At 58.7% G+C, this 23,701-nt stretch carries 22 protein-coding genes; 15 read left to right on the forward strand and 7 right to left on the reverse strand.

Annotated elements, in window-relative coordinates:
• Positions 1 to 78 precede the first annotated feature (78 nt).
• From argJ to ACTJK5_RS16640, 5 genes are all read left to right on the forward strand, one after another.
• Positions 79 to 1,320, forward strand: a complete 1,242-nt coding sequence (argJ, locus tag ACTJK5_RS16620; RefSeq protein ID WP_113226496.1) for a bifunctional glutamate N-acetyltransferase/amino-acid acetyltransferase ArgJ — start codon at positions 79 to 81, stop codon at positions 1,318 to 1,320.
• A gap of 18 nt (positions 1,321 to 1,338) precedes the next feature.
• Positions 1,339 to 2,109: a GNAT family N-acetyltransferase gene (locus ACTJK5_RS16625; RefSeq protein WP_062423976.1), complete on the forward strand. Its 771-nt coding sequence runs from the start codon at positions 1,339 to 1,341 to the stop codon at positions 2,107 to 2,109.
• Positions 2,109 to 2,522: an 8-oxo-dGTP diphosphatase MutT gene (gene mutT, locus ACTJK5_RS16630; protein WP_112519520.1), complete on the forward strand. Its 414-nt coding sequence runs from the start codon at positions 2,109 to 2,111 to the stop codon at positions 2,520 to 2,522. Before ACTJK5_RS16625 ends, mutT begins: the two co-directional genes overlap by 1 nt.
• A 143-nt stretch (positions 2,523 to 2,665) precedes the next feature.
• Entirely contained in the window at positions 2,666 to 2,983 is a 318-nt protein-coding gene (locus ACTJK5_RS16635) for a hypothetical protein (protein WP_062423978.1), read from the forward strand.
• A 205-nt stretch (positions 2,984 to 3,188) separates the two neighbouring features.
• The gene (locus ACTJK5_RS16640; protein ID WP_062423979.1) at positions 3,189 to 3,386 is read left to right on the forward strand and encodes a Flp family type IVb pilin; all 198 of its coding nucleotides are present in this window, start codon (positions 3,189 to 3,191) and stop codon (positions 3,384 to 3,386) included.
• 33 nt (positions 3,387 to 3,419) lie between these two features.
• Here ACTJK5_RS16640 and ACTJK5_RS16645 read toward each other — a convergent pair whose 3' ends face one another.
• Complete coding sequence (locus ACTJK5_RS16645; RefSeq protein WP_113226497.1) at positions 3,420 to 4,292, reverse strand: methyltransferase domain-containing protein; 873 nt, start codon at positions 4,290 to 4,292, stop codon at positions 3,420 to 3,422.
• A gap of 81 nt (positions 4,293 to 4,373) precedes the next feature.
• On the opposite strand from ACTJK5_RS16645, the gene ACTJK5_RS16650 reads away from it, so the two are divergent.
• The 4 genes from ACTJK5_RS16650 to ACTJK5_RS16665 are packed head-to-tail and all read left to right on the forward strand — an operon-like array spanning position 4,374 to position 6,753.
• Entirely contained in the window at positions 4,374 to 5,132 is a 759-nt protein-coding gene (locus ACTJK5_RS16650) for a ComF family protein (protein WP_113226498.1), read from the forward strand.
• A gap of 43 nt (positions 5,133 to 5,175) precedes the next feature.
• Positions 5,176 to 5,430 (forward strand): glutaredoxin 3, encoded by a 255-nt coding sequence (gene grxC, locus ACTJK5_RS16655; RefSeq protein ID WP_113226499.1) that lies wholly within the window; start codon positions 5,176 to 5,178, stop codon positions 5,428 to 5,430.
• 37 nt (positions 5,431 to 5,467) lie between these two features.
• The gene (locus ACTJK5_RS16660) at positions 5,468 to 6,328 is read left to right on the forward strand and encodes a carbon-nitrogen hydrolase family protein (RefSeq protein ID WP_113226500.1); all 861 of its coding nucleotides are present in this window, start codon (positions 5,468 to 5,470) and stop codon (positions 6,326 to 6,328) included.
• A complete protein-coding gene (locus ACTJK5_RS16665; protein WP_113226501.1) occupies positions 6,325 to 6,753 on the forward strand; it encodes a DUF1178 family protein in 429 nt (142 codons plus the stop codon). The genes ACTJK5_RS16660 and ACTJK5_RS16665 overlap by 4 nt, the downstream gene beginning before the upstream one ends.
• 22 nt (positions 6,754 to 6,775) lie before the next feature.
• On the opposite strand, the gene ubiG is transcribed toward ACTJK5_RS16665, so the two are convergent.
• Entirely contained in the window at positions 6,776 to 7,522 is a 747-nt protein-coding gene (ubiG, locus tag ACTJK5_RS16670) for a bifunctional 2-polyprenyl-6-hydroxyphenol methylase/3-demethylubiquinol 3-O-methyltransferase UbiG (protein WP_062423985.1), read from the reverse strand.
• A gap of 216 nt (positions 7,523 to 7,738) precedes the next feature.
• Between ubiG and ACTJK5_RS16675 the strand changes: the two genes are divergently transcribed.
• Complete coding sequence (locus ACTJK5_RS16675; RefSeq protein ID WP_162743382.1) at positions 7,739 to 8,524, forward strand: SH3 domain-containing protein; 786 nt, start codon at positions 7,739 to 7,741, stop codon at positions 8,522 to 8,524.
• A 33-nt stretch (positions 8,525 to 8,557) separates the two neighbouring features.
• Here ACTJK5_RS16675 and ACTJK5_RS16680 read toward each other — a convergent pair whose 3' ends face one another.
• Entirely contained in the window at positions 8,558 to 10,402 is a 1,845-nt protein-coding gene (locus ACTJK5_RS16680; protein WP_113226502.1) for a DEAD/DEAH box helicase, read from the reverse strand.
• Positions 10,403 to 10,747: 345 nt separating this feature from the next.
• On the opposite strand from ACTJK5_RS16680, the gene ACTJK5_RS16685 reads away from it, so the two are divergent.
• From ACTJK5_RS16685 to ACTJK5_RS16705, 5 genes are all read left to right on the forward strand, one after another.
• Complete coding sequence (locus ACTJK5_RS16685; RefSeq protein WP_062423988.1) at positions 10,748 to 12,028, forward strand: aspartate kinase; 1,281 nt, start codon at positions 10,748 to 10,750, stop codon at positions 12,026 to 12,028.
• Between the two features lie 163 nt (positions 12,029 to 12,191).
• On the forward strand, positions 12,192 to 14,459 hold the full coding sequence (gene ptsP / locus ACTJK5_RS16690) for a phosphoenolpyruvate--protein phosphotransferase (RefSeq protein WP_062423989.1): 2,268 nt from the start codon (positions 12,192 to 12,194) through the stop codon (positions 14,457 to 14,459).
• Positions 14,460 to 14,490: 31 nt separating this feature from the next.
• Positions 14,491 to 15,570 (forward strand): peptide chain release factor 1, encoded by a 1,080-nt coding sequence (gene prfA, locus ACTJK5_RS16695; RefSeq protein WP_113261529.1) that lies wholly within the window; start codon positions 14,491 to 14,493, stop codon positions 15,568 to 15,570.
• A complete protein-coding gene (gene prmC, locus ACTJK5_RS16700; protein ID WP_440612858.1) occupies positions 15,567 to 16,430 on the forward strand; it encodes a peptide chain release factor N(5)-glutamine methyltransferase in 864 nt (287 codons plus the stop codon). The genes prfA and prmC overlap by 4 nt, the downstream gene beginning before the upstream one ends.
• A 384-nt stretch (positions 16,431 to 16,814) precedes the next feature.
• Entirely contained in the window at positions 16,815 to 17,648 is an 834-nt protein-coding gene (locus ACTJK5_RS16705; protein WP_113273888.1) for a DUF4167 domain-containing protein, read from the forward strand.
• A 235-nt stretch (positions 17,649 to 17,883) separates the two neighbouring features.
• Here ACTJK5_RS16705 and scpA read toward each other — a convergent pair whose 3' ends face one another.
• From scpA to ACTJK5_RS16725, 4 genes are all read right to left on the reverse strand, one after another.
• On the reverse strand, positions 17,884 to 20,025 hold the full coding sequence (scpA, locus tag ACTJK5_RS16710) for a methylmalonyl-CoA mutase (RefSeq protein ID WP_440612859.1): 2,142 nt from the start codon (positions 20,023 to 20,025) through the stop codon (positions 17,884 to 17,886).
• 168 nt (positions 20,026 to 20,193) lie between these two features.
• Positions 20,194 to 21,462 carry a GNAT family N-acetyltransferase gene (locus tag ACTJK5_RS16715; RefSeq protein ID WP_113226505.1) on the reverse strand — a complete coding sequence of 423 codons (1,269 nt, stop codon included), beginning with the start codon at positions 21,460 to 21,462 and terminating at the stop codon, positions 20,194 to 20,196.
• A 188-nt stretch (positions 21,463 to 21,650) separates the two neighbouring features.
• Positions 21,651 to 22,544: a DMT family transporter gene (locus ACTJK5_RS16720; RefSeq protein ID WP_440612902.1), complete on the reverse strand. Its 894-nt coding sequence runs from the start codon at positions 22,542 to 22,544 to the stop codon at positions 21,651 to 21,653.
• Between the two features lie 101 nt (positions 22,545 to 22,645).
• Positions 22,646 to 23,692, reverse strand: a complete 1,047-nt coding sequence (locus ACTJK5_RS16725) for a glutathione synthase (RefSeq protein ID WP_062444947.1) — start codon at positions 23,690 to 23,692, stop codon at positions 22,646 to 22,648.
• Positions 23,693 to 23,701: the final 9 nt, after the last annotated feature.

Raw genomic sequence — 23,701 nt, forward strand, 5'->3', positions numbered from 1 at the left:
GTGCCTCACGCATAAGGGCGGCGTTCAGCCGCCCTTTTCTCGCTTCCAGCATTGTCTTCCCTAACGCAGGTCGATTCCATGTCCGCTGCCGTCTCCCCACTTGCTCCAAAATCCTATCCTGAGATGCCCGTCATCCGCGGTGTGCGCATGGCGACGGCTGCCGCTGGCATCAAGTACAAGAACCGAAACGACGTTCTCTTGATGGTGTTCGACGAACCGGCCGCCGTTGCTGGCGTGTTCACCAAGTCCCGTTGTCCATCCGCACCGGTGGATTATTGCCGTGCCAACCTTGCGGGCGGCATCGCGCGGGCGGTCGTGGTCAATTCCGGGAACGCGAACGCATTTACCGGACAGAAGGGCAGGGCAGCGACCGACCTCACAGGTAAATCCGCCGCCGCCGCCGTCGGGTGCAGCGAAAGAGAAGTTTTTCTGGCATCCACCGGTGTGATCGGCGAGCCGCTCGACGCTTCGAAATTTGCCGGCGTTCTCGATCAGATGAATGCCGATGCCAAGGGCGGTTTCTGGTTCGAAGCCGCAAAGGCCATCATGACCACGGATACCTATCCGAAGGTCGCAACGCGCACCGCCAAGATCGGCGCCGTTGAGGTCACGATCAATGGTATCGCCAAGGGTGCGGGCATGATCGCACCCGACATGGCGACCATGCTTTCCTACGTCGTGACTGACGCCGACATTGCATCGCCCGCCTTGCAGGCGCTTTTGTCCGCAGGCGTCGGCCCGACGTTCAACTCCGTGACGGTCGACAGCGATACATCGACCTCCGATACCTTGATGCTGTTTGCCACCGGCGCTGCTGCTGCCGACGGTCAGGCGCGTATCGAAAACGCTGACGATGCGCAGCTCGAAGGCTTCCGTGCCGCACTTAACGACCTCCTTAAAGACCTCGCTCTTCAGGTCGTGCGGGACGGCGAAGGCGCGCGCAAGATGGTGGAAGTGACGGTCACCGGCGCTGAAAGCGATGCTGCTGCCAAGAAGATTGCGCTTTCCATCGCCAACTCTCCGCTGGTCAAAACCGCAGTTGCCGGAGAAGACGCCAATTGGGGCCGCATCGTCATGGCCGTCGGCAAGTCCGGCGAGCTTGCCGATCGCGACCGGCTGGCCATTTCGTTTGGAAATGTGCGTGTTGCCGTCAATGGCGAACGCGACCCGTCCTATTCCGAAGCGGAAGCCACTGCCGTGATGAAGCAGCAGGATATTCCGGTAAAGGTGGATATCGGGCTTGGTAGTGGCACGGCGACAGTTTGGACTTGCGATCTCACCAAGGAATATGTCGAAATCAACGGCGACTACCGGAGCTAAACGGTGGAGGCCAAACCCATGCATAGCAGTGCCGTCAATTTGCCACTCGTTCGCCGCCTGGAGGCGGTGAGCTTTCGTGCCTGGCCGGCTTCGTCGGTCATTTATGATGGCAGTTGGCAAATCCGGTTGACGGGCTCGCATCCCTCCAAGCGCATCAATTGTGTCGTGCCTTTGGACCCGTCCGATTACGGCAATTGCGATGTGCGACTGGAAAAGGCGCGCCGTCGCTTTGAGGATTTCGGCAGACCGCTGATCATTCGCGAGACGACGCTGATGCCGCCTGAACTCAGGGCGCACCTCTACGACAATGGCTGGACCGTTTTCGAAGAGGTAAAGGTGATGACGGCCGATCTGGTTAACGCCGAATTGCCGGAGACCATGGCTCATCTCCCGACCCACGATATCGGCAGGTTCGTAGAAGCGAGCCTCAAGGTGGGCAATGAAGACCTGTCCCTCCGCTCTCCGATCGCTGAGATCGTCAGTTCGATCAAGCCCAATCTCGGCCTCTTCATCAAGGAAGAGGTAGAAGGTGATCCGCACGCCACCGTCATCTGTGTGCAGGACAATGATCTCGCAGGTGTTCTTTCCCTCGAAGTAGCGAGCGCTGCGCGGCGGATGGGTGTAGGCAGTGAAATCCTCACCTCGGCATTGCGTTGGGCTCGGATCAGCGGCGCAAAGACGGCGTGGCTGCAGGTCGTCTCAACCAATGTGCCGGCGCTCGCTCTTTATGAGAAGTTCGGTTTCGAAGAGGCTTATACCTATCGCTATTGGGGCAAGGACAATTCGTGATGGATGAGCCGTTCAAGAAGATCCTGCTTGTCGTGGCTTGCGCCCTTGTGGATCACGATGGCCGGATACTTCTCGCTCAGCGACCGGAGGGCAAGTCGCTTGCCGGACTCTGGGAATTTCCCGGTGGCAAGGTCGAGCAGGGCGAAACGCCTGAAGAAACGCTGGTGCGTGAACTGAACGAAGAGCTCGGCATTACCACCAAGGTCGCCTGCCTTGCGCCGCTCACCTTTGCCAGCCACACCTACGAGACGTTTCATCTGTTGATGCCGCTTTATGTCTGTCGCCGCTACGAAGGCATACCCCATGGGCGGGAAGGGCAGACTGTAAAATGGGTGAAGCCGCAGGCTCTGCGCGATTACCCCATGCCGCCCGCTGACGAGCCTCTCATCCCCTATCTTCAGGACCTTCTCTGAAATTTCTGTGAAAAGGCCGAAAAGCAGCGCTTTTCAACCGGCCTACGCGTCCCGAAACGGCACGCCGTTAACCGATCGTTTAGCAAGCTCTGGCACATTGCAGTGCTGAAGATTTGGTAAATGGCGCGTAGTGAGGCCGAGTGATGAATGAGGATTTCTGGAAAACCGTTGAAGACCGCCAGTCTTATTCCGCCAAGTCACGCCGGATCGGCGTTTTAAACGTTGCGCTTTTGTTTGGCATGGTTGCAATCGCGCTCTCATTGATCGTAACGCCGATGCTGGCCGGCAAGACCTCGCCGGCACGCTTTGCGCAGGTGCCGGACAATATCGACATGATCAGCACCGGTTCGATCAAGCGCGGCGATCAGCCAACGACCTACAGCATTCGTCGCAGCATCACGCAGCCCATGCCCGGGTCCGTCTGCATTGTAGATGGCTACAACAGCGGGCGCGACTGCTGATCCGTCTCGCAATAGTTCAGTATTGCAAGATGTGTGGCGTGGTTTAAACGTCTCTTTAGTACAGCAACAACCAATGCCACTGTTTCACTACCTATCGGAGAAAAGTCGAAGGTGCGGTAACGAAATAGATATGTTGTTGATCCATTATCGCAAGCATGTTGATTGAGGACGTTTCTATTGCGTCTGTCCGGCAGGGGTTTGTGATTTGCACGGAAAAAATTGTATCTCGCGTTACTTTTGGAATTTCGTCACCGATACGCGCGGCGCGACCGCCGTGGAATATGGCCTTCTGATCGGCATTATTGGCGGCGCCTTGATCCTCGGACTGGGGGGCGTGCGTGACAGTCTTCTGGGCGTGTTAACGACCATTGTCGAAGCCCTCACCAACGCCTTGCCCTCCTGAAAGTATCTGCTTTTAAGCGCAAGCGGGCCACCTTCAGGAGTTTTTTCCCTTCAATGCATCCGCAAGCCTGACGTTGGCAGAGCCGGGTTTCAGCGGCTTCTGCTGGCTCTCATGCGGTGCCCAGCCCGACATGTAGATGATGGAGAAGGTGGCCCTGATCCGTCCATCTGGATCGCTGTATCGTTCCGCATAAAGCTCCGCAGCGCGCATGAAGAAGTGTCGGGTAAGCGGCGTACGGCTGCGGCCCATAAGCGGATTTGCCATTCCCATGGCGCGCAGGTCGCGCATCAGCGGGAAGATGGAATCATAGCGCACCGTATAGGTTTCCGTATCCGTGACCGGCAAGGCAAATCCCGCGCGCTGCAAGAGCGCCCCGATATCGCGCACATCAGCAAAGGGAATGATGCGCGGGCTTGCGCCGCCGAGCAGTTCCACCTCCGTTGCCAGAAGAACGTCGCGAAGCTCCTGCAGCGTGCCGCTGCCGGGAAGGGCGGCGAGAAAAAGGCCATCCGGCTTCAGCGCCTTGCGAATTTGGATCAGCGTTCCCGGCGTGTCATTGGTCAAATGCAGCGAGAGCGGTGAGATCACAAGGTTGGCGGAAGCAGGTTCAAGCCCGAGGTCTTCAAGGGATGAGATTTTCGAGTTCGGCTCACCCACAAGAAATTCGTCGCTGGTCTCGATCCGGGTCATCGAGCCCACTTTACCGGTTTCCACGACCCGCTTAGCGGTAACACCCGTCGCGCCGTGAAGCTCGATTGCGGTATCGAAATGGCGCTCGACGATCGCAATGCGGTCGGCAATTTCATCTGCAGCGATGTTCAGCAGAAAGTGAGCCTGTTGATCTCCAATCTGCAATGCGCGCTCACGGTGGCGTTCAATAAGTTGAGGGTCGAAAAGAATGTCCATTGGCGAACCTGTGATAACTTTGCTGTCGCAAAGGCACCCCTTTCCCCCTATTGTCAAGCACGGGAGCATAAGGGGAAGGCGATGGTTTCAAGGCAGATTGTCGTAACGCCCCTGCATCGGCTGCTTCGCTACGTCAGTGATGTCATCTACCCGCCGGCCTGTGCAGGCTGCGGTCGCGCCACAGGCGGCGCCGAGGCCTTCTGTGTTCAATGCTGGCCAGAGATAAAATTCATCGAGCGGCCCTATTGCGAGGTTCTGGGCATCCCCTTCGTCTATGATCACGGCGAAGGAATGGTCAGCGCGGAAGCCATATCCAATCCGCCAAGCTTTGATCGCCTCAGGTCCGCGACGATTTACGACGGGCCGGCCCGCAAGTTGGTCCACCAGTTGAAATATCAGGACCGTACGGATCTCGCAGGTCTGATGGCATTGTGGATGGCAAGAGCAGGCGGCGAAGCGCTTACTCAATGTGATTGCATCATTCCCGTTCCGCTTCATCGCTGGCGGTTTTTCTCGCGCCGTTTCAATCAATCGACCGAACTTGCGCGGCATCTGGCAGTGATTGCAGGAAAGCCTTTTCTGCCGGCGACCCTGATCAGGGTAAAATCGACCAGCCGTCAGGTAGGGCTTTCGGCTGTTGCGCGGAAGAAGAACGTCCAAGGCGCCTTTGCGCTTTCGCCGGGGCAGGAGGCCGAGATTTTCGGCAAGCGTGTGGTGCTTGTGGACGATGTCTACACCACTGGAGCCACGGTCTCGGCGGCGGCGAAGCGGCTGAAAAAATCAGGCGCGGCGCAAGTCACTGTTTTGACCTTTGCAATGGCCATATCCGGGCCTATATGACATGCAAAATTCATGCTCCACGCAGCTTTAGAGGTTGAGATATATGGCATCCGTTACGATCTATACGCGCGATTTCTGCGGCTATTGCGCCCGCGCCAAGGCCCTGCTGCAGAGCAAGAGCGTGAATTTCACCGAATATAATGCGACGGAAAATCCGCAATATCGCCAGGAAATGATGGACAAGTCCGGCCGTAACACCTTCCCGCAGATCTTCATCGGCGAGCAGCATGTCGGTGGCTGCGACGATCTTCACGCGCTCGATCGGGACGGAAAGCTCGATCCGCTTCTGGCAGCATAACAGCCGATCATTTCAAATGGACATTGGGAAGAGAGACATGAGCTTCAAGGCCGCCGCAATCCAGATGTGCTCCGGAACGGATCCGAAGCGAAACGCCGAAGCCATGGAGAGGCTGGTGCGCGACGCTGTGGCGCAAGGTGCCGTCTATGTGCAGACGCCTGAGATGACCGGCGCTTTGCAGCGCGACCGTGCCGCACTCCAGGCCGTTCTGAAAGACGAGACCTGCGACATCATCGTTTCCACGGCAGCCAAGCTTGCGCGTGAACTCGGGATCTATGTTCATGTCGGCTCTACGGCAATTGCGCGTCCCGACGGCAAGATCGCCAATCGTGGATTTCTCTTTGCGCCGGATGGAGACCGCATCTGCACCTATGACAAGATCCACATGTTCGATGTCGATCTCGACAATGGCGAGAGCTGGCGTGAAAGCGCCACCTATCAGCCGGGTGAAGCGGCACGCATTGCCGAACTTCCTCTGGCGACCTTTGGTTTCGCCATCTGCTACGACGTCCGCTTCCCGTCGCTCTTCCGCGCGGAAGCTGTCGCTGGCGCTCAGGTTCTTACGGTTCCTGCAGCCTTTACCAAGCAGACTGGCGAAGCCCATTGGGAAATTCTTCTGCGCGCGCGTGCCATCGAAAACGGTGCCTTCGTCATCGCAGCGGCTCAGGGTGGACAGCATGAAGATGGCCGTGAAACCTTTGGCCATTCGATGATCATCGATCCCTGGGGCAAGGTTCTGGCCGCTGCCGGCGGTGCTGGTGAAGAGATCATCGTTGCCGATATCGATCCTGAACAGGTTTCCGCCGTTCGCGGCAAGATCCCCAACCTGAAGAACGCGCGCGACTTCCAACTCGATACGGTGGCGTCCAGGGCGGCTTCGCGGAGTGCGCTTGTTTGATCCGCTACTCGCTGACCTGTGACCATGCGCATGCCTTCGATGGATGGTTCTCGGGCAGCGCCGATTTTGATAGCCAGCGCGAGCGTGGGCTCGTTAGCTGCCCGGTGTGCAAATCACAGGCCATCGACAAGACACTGATGGCGCCTTCAGTCTCGACCGGACGGAAGAAAGAGGCGATGCACACGCTGGCGATGGATGCGGGGAAAAAGGAAGTCCTGGCAAAAATCAGGGAAACGGTCGCGAGCATCCGGGCCAGTGCCGAAGATGTCGGCGACAAATTTCCGGAAGAGGCTCGCAAAATCCACTATGGCGAGGCGCAAGAGCGCGGCATCATCGGTCAGGCATCCATAGAGGATGTGAAAGCGCTCGTGGACGAAGGGATCGAGGTAGCACCTCTTCCCCTTCTCCCCGACGATGTGAATTGAAGCCTCGGCTTCAAACACGCTCTCAGGCCGGGCGTTTGGCCAGCATCATGTAGTTGACATCCATATCGGGAGACAGGTTCCACCTGTCTTGCAGGACGTTGTAGAAAACGCCGGTGCGGTGAACGATCTCCAGGCCGTTGGCGGTCAAAGGACGTTCCACTTCCTCGGGTCGCACGAGCTTTTCATATTGATGCGTTCCGCGTGGCAACCACTTCAAGACATTTTCGGCAGCAAAGATGGCGAGTGCGCGTGCCTTCAGTGTTCTGTTGATTGTTGCGACGAACATCAGTCCGCCGGGGCGAACCATCTGCGCACAGGTGTTTAGAAAGAGGTTCACGTCGGCCACGTGCTCGACCACCTCCATGTTGAGGATCACGTCAAACGTCTCACCCGCCGCCTGCAACTGTTCGGCGGTCACTGCCCGATAGTCGACGGGAACGCCGCTTTCGCGCGCATGGGTGGACGCAATGCCAATATTTTTTTCAGATGGATCGGCGCCAACGACCTCCGCACCCATGCGGGCCATCGGCTCGGACAGCAGCCCGCCCCCACAGCCAATGTCGAGGAAGCGCAAACCTTCCAGCGGACGATGGGCCTTCGGGTCGCGGCCAAAATTTTCACACACCCGGTTGCGGATAAATTCGAGCCTGACGGGATTGAATTTGTGCAGTGGACGGAATTTCCCTGTCGGGCTCCACCACTCTGCTGCCATGGCGGAAAAGCGATCCACTTCGCTCTGGTCGATCGTCGTTTTCGCGGTCTCGCTCATGGTCATCTCCTGAATGTCTTCTAGCATGAAGTCGGATGATTGGGTGGTGAAGTCAAGGGTCGGGCTTTCACAGCCGAGATCATTCACCGCGATCCATCGACGCAAGGAACTGTTTTAGCGGACTTTTCGTTTCATGCTGCGTTCAGCAAGGGGAGCGTATTTTTCCCATACTGATTGCCGACATCGGTGGCCAGGCCTTTGCTTGAGGAGAAAAAAGTGAAGAAGAAACTATTTGGGGCGATTGCGCTCCTGGCGCTCATGGCCGTGCCTGCGCTCGCTGAAGCGGCAACGCGCGGATTTGCGACCGCAAACGTCAACATGCGCTCCGGCCCGAGCACCGCCTATCCTGCCGTCGTGGTCATTCCAGATGGCGCACCCCTCACCATCCACGGCTGCCTGTCCGACACGCCGTGGTGCGACGTGTCCTTCAGCTATGGACGCGGCTGGGTGGCTGGGCGCTATATCCAGGCGCTCTATCGCCAGAACCGTGTCTATGTCGAGCCACGCTACTATCGCGATCTTGGTGTTCCCGTCATCACCTTCGAAGTGGGCCGCTATTGGGATCGCTACTATCGCGACCGTGACTTCTACCGCGAGCGCGATCGCTGGCGTCGCCCGCCGCCTGCCGGTGGCTACTGGAATGCACCGCCGCCATGGGCCGATCGCGATCGTCCGCGTCCGCCGCGGGAAGAATGGCGCGACCGGCGCGGTCCTGGCCCCAATGACGGACGCTGGGAAGAGCGTTACGGCAACTGGAATCAGGGCGACCGTGACCGTCGTGACCGCGAGCAGCAGCGGATGGAGCGAGACAGGGAGCGTCAGCGTGACCGTGACGGCGATCGCCCCCGTTGGGAGCGCGACCGCAACAGAGATGGCGAGCGTGATCGCAACTGGAATGATGGCGAGCGCCAGCGTCGCTGGCAGGAGCAGCAACTTGAGCCGTCCAATCAGGGCGGCGGAATGTGGTGCCGCCCCGGAGATCGTAACTGCGAAAGCCGTTAAAACTGAAAAGCCCGGCTTCGCGCCGGGCTTTCTTTATGCGGGGTCTTTTTTCTTGGGTCCGCGCTTTTCGAAGGGCTTGTCTTTCTTGCCTTCGAACTTGGCGGGTTTGTCGCCGGCGGCATTGGCTTTTTTCTTCCAGGGCTTGTCTTCGCCCCGGCGCTCGCCACCGAAATCACCCTTGCCTGCAAATTTCTTTTGAGCCTTTGGCGGACGGGTGTCCTCGCGGGGCTTTCCGGTCATTTCCGGCTTGCCTTCCATGGCCTTAACCCGGATACCCTTCTCGAGCGTCATGTCTTTGCCGAGAGCGGACTCGAAGCGGTCGACGGCGTCAGCTGCCAGTTCCACATAGGTTTCCGTCTGCTGCATGCGGATCGCGCCGATATCCTGACGCGTCAGCTTGCCGAAACGGCAGAGCATGGGGATCAGCCAGCGCGGCTCGGCATTCTGCTTGCGCCCGACCGAAAGGGTGAACCAGGCGCTATCGGCAAAGTCGGAGCGTTCACGGCGCGGCGCGTTGTTCTCGACGGTTTCGAAGCTGTCGCGACGCGGCTTTCGGCCATCCAGCGCAACTTCTGCAATGTCTTCAGGTGCAGAGCGACCGGAATGGTACATGCGCACGAAGGCCGCAGCGACCTTTTCAGCGCCATGTTGCTCCAGAAGCTTGGTGACGAAATCGCGCTCGTCATCAGTAACCGCTTCGTTCAGCGACGGATCTGCCAGAAGGCGGGCCCCATCGCGTTCGACGATCTCGTCGGCAGAGGGCGGATGGACCCAGGCGGGGCTGACCTTCGCGCCTTCGAGGAGACGCTCGGCCTTGCGGCGCTGGTTGATGGGAACGACGATCGCGCTGACACCCTTCTGTCCAGCACGACCGGTACGGCCCGAGCGGTGAAGAAGCGTTTCGGAATTGGTCGGCAGGTCGGCGTGGATCACGAGTTCGAGGCCGGGGAGGTCGATACCGCGAGCAGCCACGTCGGTAGCCACGCAAACGCGGGCGCGGCCGTCACGCATGGCCTGAAGCGCATGCGTGCGCTCGTTCTGCGATAGCTCGCCGGAAAGGGCGACGACAGAGAAACCACGATTGTTGAGGCGCGCTGTCAGGTGGTTGACGGCAGCACGTGTCGAGCAGAAGACAATGGCGTTGCGCGCCTCGTAGAAACGCAGCGCGTTGATGATGGCGTGCTCGCGATCCGAGGGGGCGACCATCATGGCGCGGTATTCGATATCGACGTGCTGCTTCTGTTCGGACGCAGAGGCGATGCGCACAGCGTTCTTCTGGTAGCTTTCGGCAAGCTTCGCAATACTGCGCGGAACGGTAGCGGAGAACATCAGCGTCCGGCGATCTTCCGGAGATTCCTCCAGGATGAACTCCAGATCCTCGCGGAAGCCGAGATCGAGCATTTCGTCTGCTTCGTCGAGCACCACGGCACGCAGCGACGACAGGTCGAGTGCGCCGCGCTTGATATGGTCGCAGATACGGCCAGGTGTACCGACGACGATATGGGAGCCGCGTTCCAGCGCCCGGCGCTCGTTACGGATATCCATACCACCGACACAGGAGGCGATCGAAACGCCGGCAAATTCGTAGAGCCACTCAAGCTCCCTCTTCACCTGCATGGCAAGTTCGCGGGTTGGGGCAATGGCGAGGGCCAGCGGGGCCGCGGCCGCACCGAACCGGTCGCCCTTCGTGAGCAGGGTCCGCGCCAGCGCAATGCCGAAAGCGACCGTCTTGCCAGAGCCGGTCTGCGCCGAAACCAGCGCATCCTTGTCGGCAAGTTCCGGGTCCAGCATGGCCTGCTGAACGGGGGTCAAGTCTTTATAGCCGCGCTTTTCCAACGCCTGCGCAATCGCAGGGGCGATACCCTGAGTGTCTGTCATCTACCGTCTTTCGGAATATGGATGCCTGCATTTGTCCCAAACGGACGACGCCACACAGGCCGTTGAGGGCCACTATGGCCAATTCATGTGGCGCGCTTTTACTGCGATTGCCCGCATTTGTACAGTGCGGGACGGTACGCTTGCCGATTTTGGCGCAAAGGCTTGTCTGGAGCGCGGCGCGGGCACGCGTCCACAACCGTACCGCATGGTTCACAAACGGCATTGCATGGCCTTATCCTTTTCGCTAAGAGACCCGCAACCTGACAGCCCGGTCTTTCCGGGGGAACCGGGGTGTGTGCTTATCTGCCGCTCGCGCGGCGCAGTGGGATGGTACTGGTCTAGGCTATGGCTCGCATTGTCATGAAATTCGGCGGTACGTCCGTCGCAAACCTCGAACGTATTCACAATGTCGCGCGGCATGTGAAACGTGAAGTGGATGCCGGCCATGAAGTGGCCGTGGTGGTTTCGGCCATGTCCGGAAAAACCAATGAACTGGTCGACTGGGTGCAGAACACGCCGAAAGTCGCCGGTGCCAGCGGTTCCGCGTCCTTTTACGATGCCCGCGAATATGATGCCGTCGTTGCATCCGGCGAGCAGGTCACATCCGGTCTTCTGGCGATCGCGCTTCAGTCGATGGGTGTGAATGCCCGCTCCTGGCAGGGTTGGCAGATTCCAATCCGCACCGACAACGCCCATGGCGCTGCCCGCATTCTCGACATTGACGGTTCCGATATCATTCGCCGCATGGGCGAGGGTCAGGTCGCCGTCATCGCCGGCTTCCAGGGTCTCGGCCCGGACAATCGCATCGCGACACTCGGCCGTGGCGGTTCAGACACGTCCGCCGTTGCCATCGCCGCTGGCGTCAAGGCCGATCGCTGCGACATCTACACCGATGTGGATGGCGTCTACACGACTGACCCGCGCATCGAGCCCAAGGCGCGGCGCCTGAAAAAGGTGGCGTTTGAGGAAATGCTCGAAATGGCGTCGCTTGGCGCCAAGGTCTTGCAGGTCCGTTCGGTCGAGCTTGCCATGGTGCACAAGGTTCGGACCTTCGTGCGCTCCAGTTTTGAAGATCCCGATGCGCCGGGCATGGGTGACCTTATCAACCCGCCCGGTACTTTGATTTGTGACGAGGATGAAATCGTGGAACAGGAAGTCGTAACCGGCATTGCCTATGCCAAGGATGAAGCGCAAATCTCGCTGCGTCGCCTCTCGGATCGCCCAGGCGTTTCTGCCGCCATCTTCGGCCCGCTTGCTGAAGCGCATATCAATGTCGATATGATCGTGCAGAACATCTCCGAAGACGGCTCGCGCACGGACATGACCTTTACGGTTCCCTCCGGCGACGCTCCCAAGGCGCTGAAGGTTCTGGAAGATAACAAGGCACAGATCGGCTTTGACGTGGTTCAGAACGAAACCGGCCTTGCCAAGGTGTCGGTCATCGGTATCGGCATGCGCAGCCATGCGGGCGTTGCCGCAAGCGCGTTCAAGGCGCTGGCTGAAAAGAACATCAACATCAAGGCCATCACCACATCGGAAATCAAGATTTCGATCCTGATCGACGGCGCCTATGCCGAACTTGCAGTTCGCACTTTGCATTCTGCTTACGGTCTGGATAAAAGTTGATTCTTGAACGTCAGTACACGTTATTCGATTCTTTCCGAAGAGCGGTATTCTGATGCAAGTGTCGCTTTCGGCTTGAAGGCCGGGGGCGGTACGCCATAAATTTGATTGAGCCTTTCGTGCCCGCCGCAATGGTTTGCAAGATCGGCATTCGGGAGCATGCGCGATGAGAGACCTTTCCGCAGGTCCGCGTGTCCTTCTCAGGCGGCTTCGCGAAATGATGGCGGAGCATCTTGAGCCGCAGGAGCGCCTCGACCAGATTGTCCGGCAGATCGCCAGCAACATGGTTGCCGAAGTGTGTTCCGTTTACGTGCTTCGCTCCGACAGCATTCTCGAGCTTTACGCCACCGAAGGCCTGAACAAGGATGCGGTCCATCTTGCCCAGTTGAAAATGGGGCAAGGCCTTGTCGGTACCATTGCCGCTTCCGCTCAGCCGCTCAATCTTTCCGATGCGCAGGCGCATCCCGCTTTCCGCTATCTCCCTGAAACGGGTGAAGAAATTTATCATTCCTTCCTCGGTGTGCCGATTTTGAGATCCGGTCGCACTCTTGGCGTTCTTGTCGTTCAGAACAAGACCAGCCGAACATACCGGGAGGATGAAGTTGAAGCGCTTGAGACAACCGCAATGCTTATTGCGGAAATCGTGGCGAGCGGCGAATTGAAGAAAATCACCCGCCCCGGCGTGGAATTGGACCTGACCAGAGCGGTCTCCATCGATGGCGACGCCTATGGTGAAGGCATCGGCCTTGGTCACGTGGTTCTCCACGATCCCCGCATCGTCGTTACCAACCTTCTGAACGAAGACGCCGATACCGAAATCCGTCGCCTTGCCGAAGCCATCGGCTCGCTGCGCATTTCGATCGACGACATGTTGCAGCGCCGTGATGTCGCCACCGAAGGCGAGCATCGCGAGGTGCTGGAAACCTACCGCATGTTTGCCCATGACCAGGGCTGGGTGCGCCGTATGGAAGAGGCGATCCGCAACGGCCTGACGGCCGAGGCTGCGGTCGAGAAGGTGCAGAGCGACACCAAGGCGCGCATGATGCGCCTGACCGATCCGTATCTGCGCGAGCGGATGCATGATTTCGACGACCTGGCCAACCGCCTGCTGCGTCAGTTGATGGGTTTTGGTGGCAGGGCCCCAGACCACGAATTTCCTCTAGACGCCATCGTACTGGCGCGCGCCATGGGTGCTGCCGAGCTTCTGGATTATCCGCGTGAAAAGCTGCGTGGTCTGGTGCTGGAAGACGGTGCGGTCACGAGCCATGTGGTGATCGTTGCCCGTGCCATGGGTATTCCCGTCATCGGCCAGGCAACCGGCATCGTGGCGCTGGCCGAAAACAACGACCCGATCATCATCGACGGTGACGACGGCAAGGTGCATCTGCGGCCTGTCACAGACCTGCAGCGCGCCTATGAAGAGAAGGTTCGCCTCCGGGCTCGCCGCCAGGAACAGTTCCGTGCACTGCGTGACGTGGAGCCGATCACGAAGGATGGCCAGAAGGTCAGCCTGAAGATGAATGCCGGCCTGCTGGTCGATCTTCCGCAGTTGGAAGAGTCCGGCGCAGACGGTATCGGTCTCTTCCGCACCGAACTGCAATTCATGATCGCATCGAACATGCCGAAGGGCGAGGAGCAGGAGGCCTTCTACCGAAGCGTCCTGCGCCAGGCCAAGGGCAAGCCGGTGACCTTCCGCACACTCGATATCGGCGGCGACAAGGTCGTCTCCTACATGCGAGGCCAGGAGGAAGAAAATCCGGCTCTCGGATGGCGCGCCATTCGTCTGTCGCTCGACCGTCCGGGCTTGCTTCGCACCCAGATGCGGGCGCTCCTGCGTGCGGCCTCAGGCGCGGAATTGAAGATGATGTTGCCGATGGTGACGGAAGTCTCGGAAATTCACGCCGTTCGCGAGTTGATGCAGAAGGAAGTTCAGCATCTTTCGAAGTTCAGTCACGCGCTGCCGCGCAAGCTGCAATTCGGTGTGATGCTGGAAGTCCCGTCGCTGATGTGGCAGCTCGACGAGCTGATGTCGGAAGTGGATTTCGTCTCGGTCGGATCGAACGATCTGTTCCAATTTGCGATGGCGGTGGATCGCGGCAACGCGCGTGTCTCGGATCGTTTCGACAATCTGGGCAAGCCGTTCCTTCGCATTCTGCGCGACATCATTCGGGCTGGCGAACGCAACAACACCCCGGTGACGCTCTGCGGCGAAATGGCAAGCAAGCCATTGTCGGCCATGGCGCTGATCGGGCTCGGTTTCCGGTCGATTTCCATGTCGCCAACGGCGATCGGTCCGGTAAAGGCGATGCTGCTTGGGGTCGATGCCGGGCTGCTGGCGGAAGAGCTGAATGCGGCGCTCGATGACAGCAAATCATTGGAAAGTACGCGTGATTTGCTGGTGCGGTTTGCTTCGACCCATTCGATCCCTATCTAAGCACGATTATAAAAAGTGGAGTATGTGACAGGTGGCGAAGCTTCCCGTCGAGAAAATGCGTGAGCTTGAACGCCGCTTCGGCGAGATCGAAGCCCGAATGTCGGCAGGTCCGGCCGCGGATGTCTATGTCAAGCTTGCGTCCGAGTATTCGGAATTGCAGCCCGTGGTGAAGACCATTCGCGAATATGAGAAGGCCAAGGCTGAGGCTGCCGATCTGGAAGCGATCCTGTCCGACAAGACAATGGATCGCGACATGCGCGAACTGGCCGAAGCCGAACTGCCCGATCTCTCCGAACGCATCGAAGCGTTGGAGAAGGAGATGCAGATCCTTCTGCTGCCGAAGGACGCGGCGGATGAGAGAAGCGCGATCCTTGAAATCCGCGCAGGAACCGGTGGGTCCGAAGCCGCGCTCTTTGCCGGCGATCTCTTCCGCATGTATGAGCGTTTCGCCAGCGGCAAGGGCTGGAAGGTGGAAGTGCTGTCCTCAAGCGAAGGGGAAGCGGGCGGCTTCAAGGAAATCATCGCGACGATTACTGGCCGCGGCGTGTTTTCCAAGCTGAAATTCGAATCCGGTGTTCACCGTGTTCAGCGCGTGCCGGAAACGGAAGCGGGCGGGCGCATTCACACGTCTGCGGCAACGGTCGCCGTGTTGCCGGAAGCCGAAGATATCGATATCGAAATCCGCCCGGAAGATATCCGCATCGATACGATGCGGGCATCCGGTGCCGGTGGTCAGCACGTCAACACGACCGACTCCGCCGTCCGCATCACCCATCTGCCGACCGGTCTCATCGTCACGTCATCGGAGAAGTCGCAACACCAGAACCGCGCCAAGGCCATGCAGGTTCTGCGCTCCAGGCTTTACGATATCGAGCGGCAGAAGGCCGACAGCGAGCGCTCAGCCGACCGTAAAAGCCAGGTCGGTTCCGGCGATCGCTCAGAGCGTATCCGCACCTACAATTTCCCGCAGGGTCGTGTCACCGATCACCGCATCAACCTGACGCTCTACAAGCTTGATCGCATGATCGAAGGCGATATCGACGAGTTGGTCGATGCGCTGATTGCCGATTATCAGGCCGGCCAGTTGGCTCAGCTTGGCGAGCAGCAGTGAGCGTCGAGAAGACCGTTCAAGCTCTGGTGGCCGATGCGAAGCGGCGCCTGGCCGTTGCGGGTATTGCCGATCCTTCGACGGATGCGCGGCTACTGATCGGCGACGTCATCGGCTTTTCTCTGACCGATTTCGTTCTGAATGGGTCTCGGCCCGTTCATCCTGATGAAGCGCACCGGATCGAAGACCTGATCGCGCGGCGTGAAAGGGGGGAGCCCGTCCACCGCATCCTGGGACACCGCGAGTTCTACGGTCTGGACTTTCTCATGTCAGCCGGGACGCTGGAGCCAAGGCCGGATACCGAAGTGCTGGTCGAGGCGGTGTTGCCGCATCTGCGGGCCGTGGTTGCGCAAAAGGGCGAGGCACGCATTCTCGACATGGGCATTGGCACGGGTGCCATATGCCTGTCGCTGTTGCATTCTATTCCTGAAGCCACGGGGGTTGGCAGCGATGTGTCGACGGATGCCCTGGCAACTGCATTTCGCAACGCGGAAAGATTTGGGCTTGAGACGCGGTTCGAGACGGTGGAAAGCGACTGGTTCGACCGTATTTCCGGGCGCTTCGACATAATCTTGTCAAACCCGCCTTATATTAGAACAGATGTCATCGATACATTGGATCGCGAAGTTCGCGAGTTTGATCCCTTGATCGCCCTGGATGGCGGTGCGGATGGCCTTCTCCCCTACAGAGTTATAGCTGAAAAAGCAGTGGATTTTCTCGAAAGTGGTGGAGTGGTCGGGGTCGAAATAGGCTACGATCAAATGGCAGATGTAACGACCATATTTGCATCGCAGGGATATGATTGCGAGGACCGCGTCAAAGACTATGGCGGCAACGATCGCGTATTGATATTTCGCAGATAGGTCAAAAAACAGCTGCGGGTGTTTTGTTCAAGGATATTTTGCAAAGCAAAAGAAAAGGCTTGGATTTCCGCAGGAAGCGGGCTAGTTTGCGGCCACATGCCGGGTGGCTGAGGGCGAAATAAGATTCGTCAGGGTTTGGATCAGTCCCGAAGCGGGTTCTCTTGGAGAACTCTGAAAGGCTGGGCATTTCCGGCATGTGATTCAGGAAACTTTGTTCGCAAGCGGCTAGATGCAGCATATGCGCATCAGGTCGGCAAACGCGAAGTCTTGTCTCTTGTGAGAGCAGGACGCGTAATGGTCGCGGTTCAGGAGAGGGCTAATTCCTTGCCGGATCGCATCGAAAAACGATAATTGTCAGCACAACAGAATTCAGGTGAGCAATTGATGAGGCCAGGACAGCAAAACAAGCGCGGCCGGGGGCGTAATAACAACAACAACAATAATAATGGCGGCGGAAACAATAACAATTTCAACCGTAAAGGTGGAAATCCGCTGACCAGAACCTATGATAGTTCCGGCCCCGATGTGAAGATTCGCGGCACTGCCCAGCATATTGCGGAAAAGTACGCTGCGCTCGCACGTGATGCTCAAAGCTCCGGCGACCGCGTCATGGCGGAAAACTACCTGCAACACGCCGAACATTATAACCGTATCATCGCATCCGCCCAGGCGCAGATGCAGGAACGTTTCCAGCGCGACGATCGCGGTGAATACGGCAATGACCGTGACGGCGACGATATGGACGGCAATGACAATGACGACGTCGTCGTTGTGCTGCCCGTCGCGCATGAGCAGAACGAACAGCGCGCGCAGCGTCAGGACCAGCCCGAACGTCAGGAGCGCCAAGAGCGGCCAGAGCGTCAGGAACGGCAAGATCGTCCGGACCGTGGTGAGCGTCGCGATCGCCGCGAGCGTCCCAATCGCCCTGAACGTCAGCCGCGCGAAGCGCAGGCCGAAGAGGGCGCAGAAGCCGCTGCCGCGGCACCCGTTGTCATCGCGCCGGTTTACGATGCAAGCTCTGCACCGCAGCCCGTGATCGAAGGCACGCCGAAGGAAGTGGCTGTTGAAGAGGAAGCCCAGGCTGAAGCCGGTGCAGGCGAGCGCGCACCGCGCCGCACGCGCAGCACCAGCCCGCGTCCTCGCCGCCCACGCCGCACGGCAGGCGCCGAAGAGGCAGAAGGTGAACAGCCTTCCGAATTGGAGAAGGCTGCCGAGTAAGGCTGCCTTTTCACATTGAGAAAAAGAAAAAGCGATGGGTGAAAATCCATCGCTTTTTTGTTGAGATGCCGAGAGCATCGTGCTTCCCGAAAATCGGACTCAATTTTCGGGAAGCACGATGTGTCGATTCAAAAAGGTAAAGCGTTCTTTGTGCGTTCAATAGGACGCACGGCGCTTTAAACTCTACGCATTGGCCCAACACTTGGTTTCATTTTTAGGGCTGGTGTGTCGGCAGTCACGCGTTACGCAAACGCCCCTGCATCAGGTCGATAACCGCGCGGGCGGCTTCCAATACGTTGGTGCCAGGGCCGAAGACCGCAGCCACACCGTGGTCCAGCAGGAACTCGTAGTCCTGGCGCGGAATGACGCCGCCGACGATGACGATAATGTTCTCCGCACCCTTGGCCCTCAAAGCTTCGACAAGCTGCGGCGCAAGCGTCTTGTGGCCCGCAGCAAGCGATGACATGCCGACCACATGCACCTTGTTCTTGACCGCGAGATCGGCCGCTTCCTCTGGCGTCTGGAAGAGCGGCCCTGCGAACACATCAAAGCCGATATCACCGAATGCAGATGCGATGATTTTTGCGCCGCGGTCGTGCCCATCCTGGCCGAGCTTGGCAACCATCATCCGTGGCTTGCCACCTACGCTGTTCGACAGTTCGCCGATCCGGTTGCGCAAGGTGGCAAATTCTGGATCGTCTTCATAGGCGGCGCCGTACACATCGTGGACGACTTCCGGAACTGCTAAATGATCTCCGAAGATTGCGCGCATGGCGTCGGAAATCTCGCCGACGGTCGCCCTCGCACGCGCTGCTTCGACAGCTGCTTCAAGCAGATTTCCTTGTCCCGTGCGTGCAATGTCCGAGAGCGTCGCCAAGGTCCTTTCGACATCCTTCGGGTTGCGCTGGCGTCGCACACTTTCCAAGCGCTTGATCTGTGATGCCCGAACCGCGGAGTTGTCGATATCCAGAATGTCGAGCGGTTCTTCATTTTCCAGACGGAACTTGTTGACGCCAACGATGATCTCTTCGCCGCGGTCGACGGCGGCCTGGCGCTTTGTCGCAGCCTCTTCGATCAGCCGCTTGGGCAAGCCTTCATCGACAGCCTTGGTCATGCCACCCAGTTGCTCCACCTCTTCGATGAGAGCCCAGGCTTTTTCCGCAAGCTCGTTCGTCAGGCTCTCGACGTAGTAGGAGCCCGCCAGCGGATCGACCACCTTGGTGACACCCGTTTCGTGCTGGAGAATGAGCTGGGTGTTGCGGGCAATGCGCGCGGAAAAATCGGTCGGCAGCGCCATCGCCTCATCGAGTGCATTGGTGTGAAGCGATTGCGTGCCACCAAGCACGGCGGAGAGCGCCTCATAGGCCGTGCGGATGACGTTGTTGAACGGGTCCTGCTCCTGAAGCGACACGCCGGAGGTCTGGCAGTGGGTGCGCAGCATCATCGAGGATGCCTTTTGCGGTTTGAACTCCTCCATGATCCGCGACCAGAGAAGGCGGGCAGCGCGAAGCTTTGCTGCTTCCATGAAGAAATTCATGCCGATGGCGAAGAAGAAGGAGAGGCGGCCAGCGAAATCGTCGACGTTCAGCCCCTTCTTCAGAGCGGCCCGCACATATTCGCGACCGTCTGCCAGCGTGAAGGCCAGTTCCTGTACCAGCGTCGCACCGGCTTCCTGCATGTGATAACCGGAAATTGAGATGGAGTTGAAGCGCGGCATTTCGCGCGCCGTATATTCGATGATGTCGGCAATGATCCGCATCGAGGGTTCCGGCGGGTAGATATAGGTGTTGCGCACCATGAATTCTTTGAGAATGTCGTTCTGTATCGTGCCGGAAAGCTCGGCGCGTGCGCATCCCTGTTCTTCACCGGCGACGATGAAGGAAGCGAGGATTGGGATCACTGCGCCATTCATCGTCATGGAGACCGACATGTCCTTCAAGGGAATGCCGTCAAACAGGATCTTCATGTCCTCGACGGAATCGATCGCGACACCCGCCTTGCCGACATCGCCGACCACGCGCTCGTGGTCGCTGTCATAGCCGCGGTGGGTGGCAAGATCGAAGGCGACGGAAAGGCCTTTTTGACCGGCGGCCAGATTGCGCTTGTAGAACGCGTTCGATTCTTCAGCGGTTGAGAAGCCGGCATATTGGCGGATCGTCCAGGGGCGGCCTGCATACATCGTCGCCCGTGGGCCACGGACGAAGGGCTTGAAGCCGGGCAGGCTGTCGAGATGGGAGACCTTCTCCAGGTCTTGCGCGGTGTAGAGCGGCTTGACGGCAATGCCCTCGGGGGTCTGCCAGGTCAATGTGTCGGGGGACCGCTTGAGTTCTTTCTCTGCCAGTTTGTCCCAATCCATCGCCGACTTTTCCTCCGTCATGCCTGTCTCCCTGTTGCGTTATGTCCTGCGCCGGTGGCTGCGCCCTTCCGGGCGCCGCTTCTGCAAAGACAAAAACGTTCATCTCTCCATCCGGTCGCATCTGAATGCGGCGGAATGTACAGGTTAGAAAGCAATCGATGAATTAACAACCGCTACGATCGAACAAGTCTATGCCTTGCGTCCAAGCGACATGATGCGTTCGCGCAGTGCCTTGGCCAGATTGCGGGTATTTCGGTACATATGCACCTGGGCTGCTACCTGACGCACGTCACGGTCGCTGTTTTCCGAAAGGCCGATGACGAGCGTTCCCATCTCGGCATCCGTGCCCCACAATTTGTTCACGGGCAGCTCGTCGTCTGGAACGCAGCTGTCGGTGCGAATGATGTTGGCATCATCAAGCTGCCATTCGGTCAGCCGATGGGCAAGAAGCCGCTCCGGCATATAGTTGGCGTAGCGGGCGTTGAACGCCGCCTTCCAAATATAGGCCTCGCCCATGGCCATGAGGATGACGACGGAGGCGATCGCTTCACCGTTGAGGTTGAGCGTATGAATACGCGCGGAGTCGATCTCAGCCAGGTTGTTGATGGCTTCGCGGGCGAAGGCGGTACGGTAGCGGTCGGTAACGAGCGCATTGCGCTTGCGGTTACTCGCGCCATGCGCCTCGAGCGCGAGAAACTCTTCCATGCGCATGCGCACATCCCGCGCCTGACGGGCGACGTCATAGGTGACCTCTCCCATTGCTTCCAGATCAGACCATTTCGCCTTCAGAAGCGCCCGCTCATCGGACGAAAGCCGGTTGTGAAGAAAGCTGTCGGCATCCGGACCATTTTCCAGAAGCGGCCGTCTGTCACGTTCGGCGGTTGCAACCGGAAGGTTGCGCGTCATGGCGATCGTGCGGATCATCCGCACGAAGGGGCCATTCAGCCGAACCAGCGGAAGGACGAGCACCTTGGGCAGTCTCAGTTCCGCCTGCATCAAGGCATCGATAAGATTGTCGATCGTTTCGCCCGCGCCCTCGATATCGACAAGCGGCGTTCCGAGCGGACCAAACGGATTGGCCCAGGCCCGCAAGATGGATGGGCCGACGGAGAAGCCGGGTTTCTCGACGGTAAAAGGCATGAGAAACCGCATGCGGCTGCGCGTGCCATTTTCATCCCGCATCAGAGCGAAGCGAACGGAACGGTCATCGATGCGCGGCATGGCTGGTGCGAGCAGTCGCCCGGTAAAAAAGACGTTCGGCTCCATGACGCGATTGGACAGGAAATCGAGTTCTTCCTGAAGGTCGTAACCGAGCTGGCCGGGATAGATGCAAAACTCACGACCTTCGCGACCGACGCGGATACTGCTATCGGCTTCAGGTCGCTCCAATTCAGCGGAGGTCTTCACCATGGCGAATCGATTTTCGCTGAAATCCGGATTGTTTGGGTCGCTTGCCATGCTTTTCTATACCATTGCTGGATGTAGGATTACCATAAAAGCCAAAGCAGCTTCAGTACTTTAATTGGTTTCAGGCAAAAGGGACCAGCGACAAATCCTCGGGCGCGCACATTTATCACAACGTCCTCATCATATATCGAAATCAGACGGATGTTGAGGGCCGTCTAAAACGAAATATTCGCATATGATCATAAATCTGGAACGACGGGCGCGCGTTTGCGGGGAGGAAGAACGCCGAGCACCAGAGCGCAACCGATGATGATGATACCGGCCCCGACAAATTGCGCTGCCGATAGCGGCTCATCCAGCACAAATGCGCCGATGAACACGGCAATGACGGTCACCACGAATTCCACGCTGATCGTCTTGGTCGCGCCGATCGTGGCGACAAGTCGGAAATAGGTGATGTAGGTCAGCGCGCTCATCAGGATGGCGAGGGCGAAGAGGTAGCCGATATCGAGGAGAGACGGCATGGTGGTGACCGGCACCACGGCAAACAGGGGCAAAGTAACGACGCCACCGGCGAAGAACGAGCCGATGGTGATTTCCCAAGAGCCGGTTCCTTTCAGGTAGCGGCTCGCATAATTGCTGCCGAAGGCGGCGCAGAGGCAGCCGAGCATGCACGAAATGCAGCCGAGCACGAATGCTTGAGTGACCGGAACGGCAGGGAAGCCCACCAGGATAACGATGCCGAGGATACCGAAAGCAATACCGAGAAGCGACTGCGCGGATATCTTCTCCAGGCCCCAGAACTGGCCGATCAGCATGGAAAACAGCGGGATGCTGGCGACGAGAATGGCCGCCATTGCCGTACCGATCAGTGGTGTGGCGTAAGAGAGGCCAATCAGTTGGCCAGCAACGGTCGTTGCTCCCACCATCGCGAAGGCGCGCCATCCGGCGGAGAAATCCAGGTGACGGCCGATTGCCTTGGCGACGAGATAGAGCGTGATGCTGGCGATAAAACATCTGAGCGAGACGGCCCCCACCCAGCCAAAAGCGCCGACCGTATGAAGCACGAGCATGAAGGAGAAGCCCCACGCCACGGCAAGAAAGAGATAGGCGGCGAGTTGGCCCGGTTTCATGGCAAGGATCGTTCCGGCAAGAGGGATGATGCCGGAACAGTTAGGCAAGGCCCTGGATTCGGTCAAATGGATTTTCCCGAATAATGGTACCGCAAGTCGCATTACAGCGTTGCCAGCAGCCGGTTGCTCAACATCCCGGCTGAGGCCGCCTGCATGGAGACCTTCTTCTCCACTGCCTCGATGACGGTATCGGTGAAATCCACATTGGTGAGTTCGCGGATATGGCCGAGGCCGCCCGGGGAAAAGACATTCACCTCCAGGATCTTGTCGCCGACGATATCGAGACCGACGAGGAACATGCCGTCCTCCACGAGCTTCGGCCGCATCATTTCCGCAAGCGCGAGCACATCGTCATTGACCTCGACCGCTTCCGCCGTGCCGGAGGCGTGAATGTTCGAACGAAGATCGCCCTTGGCCGGAACACGACGAAGTGCGGCATAGGCCCCGTCACGCATCAAGGGCTCGCCGTTCATCATGAAGAAGCGGATATCGCCGTTTTTCGCCGCGGGCAGATAGGCTTGGGCGATGAGATAGCCTTCGATACTGACCGCCTCGAATATCTGGTTCAGGTTGGTTTCCTTGGAAGAGCCGATCTTGAAAACGTTCTTGCCGCCGGAACCCTGCAAGGGTTTGACGATGACGCCCTTGGGGTGGGCATCGGCGAAGGCGCGGATTTCCTCAACGTTGCGCGAAATCAGCGTTGTCGGACGAACGATCTCAGGAAAGCTCTGGAAGTAGAGTTTGTTCTGAGCCAGCGCCAGACCTTCCGGATCGTTGAGGACGATAACGCCTCGCTGCTCCGCCAGTCGTCCGAAGAGAATGCCGGAGTGGACGGCCCAAGGCCGCGCGGTCTGATCGAGCGACGGGTCGTTGCGCAGCATCAACGCGTCGATCTCTTCGATATCGATCGTCTCGCGCTGCAATTGCCGTTCCTGCAGGGCCGCGTGGAAAGCCTCCACCTTCTTGTATTTTTGCTTCGGCATGACGAGCGCATGGACGACAAGCGTGTCATCCGGGCGCAAGGTGAAGTCCCCAGGCGTCAGATAGATGACCTCGTGGCCGCGATTGAGCGCGGCCATGGCCAGAAGCCCTGTGGCGTAGCTTGGATGTTCGCCTTCGATTGAATTGACAAAGAACGCTAGTCGCATGGTCCCCTC

The sequence above is a fragment of the Agrobacterium sp. 22094 genome, from assembly GCF_052046015.1.
Taxonomy (GTDB): domain Bacteria; phylum Pseudomonadota; class Alphaproteobacteria; order Rhizobiales; family Rhizobiaceae; genus Agrobacterium; species Agrobacterium cavarae.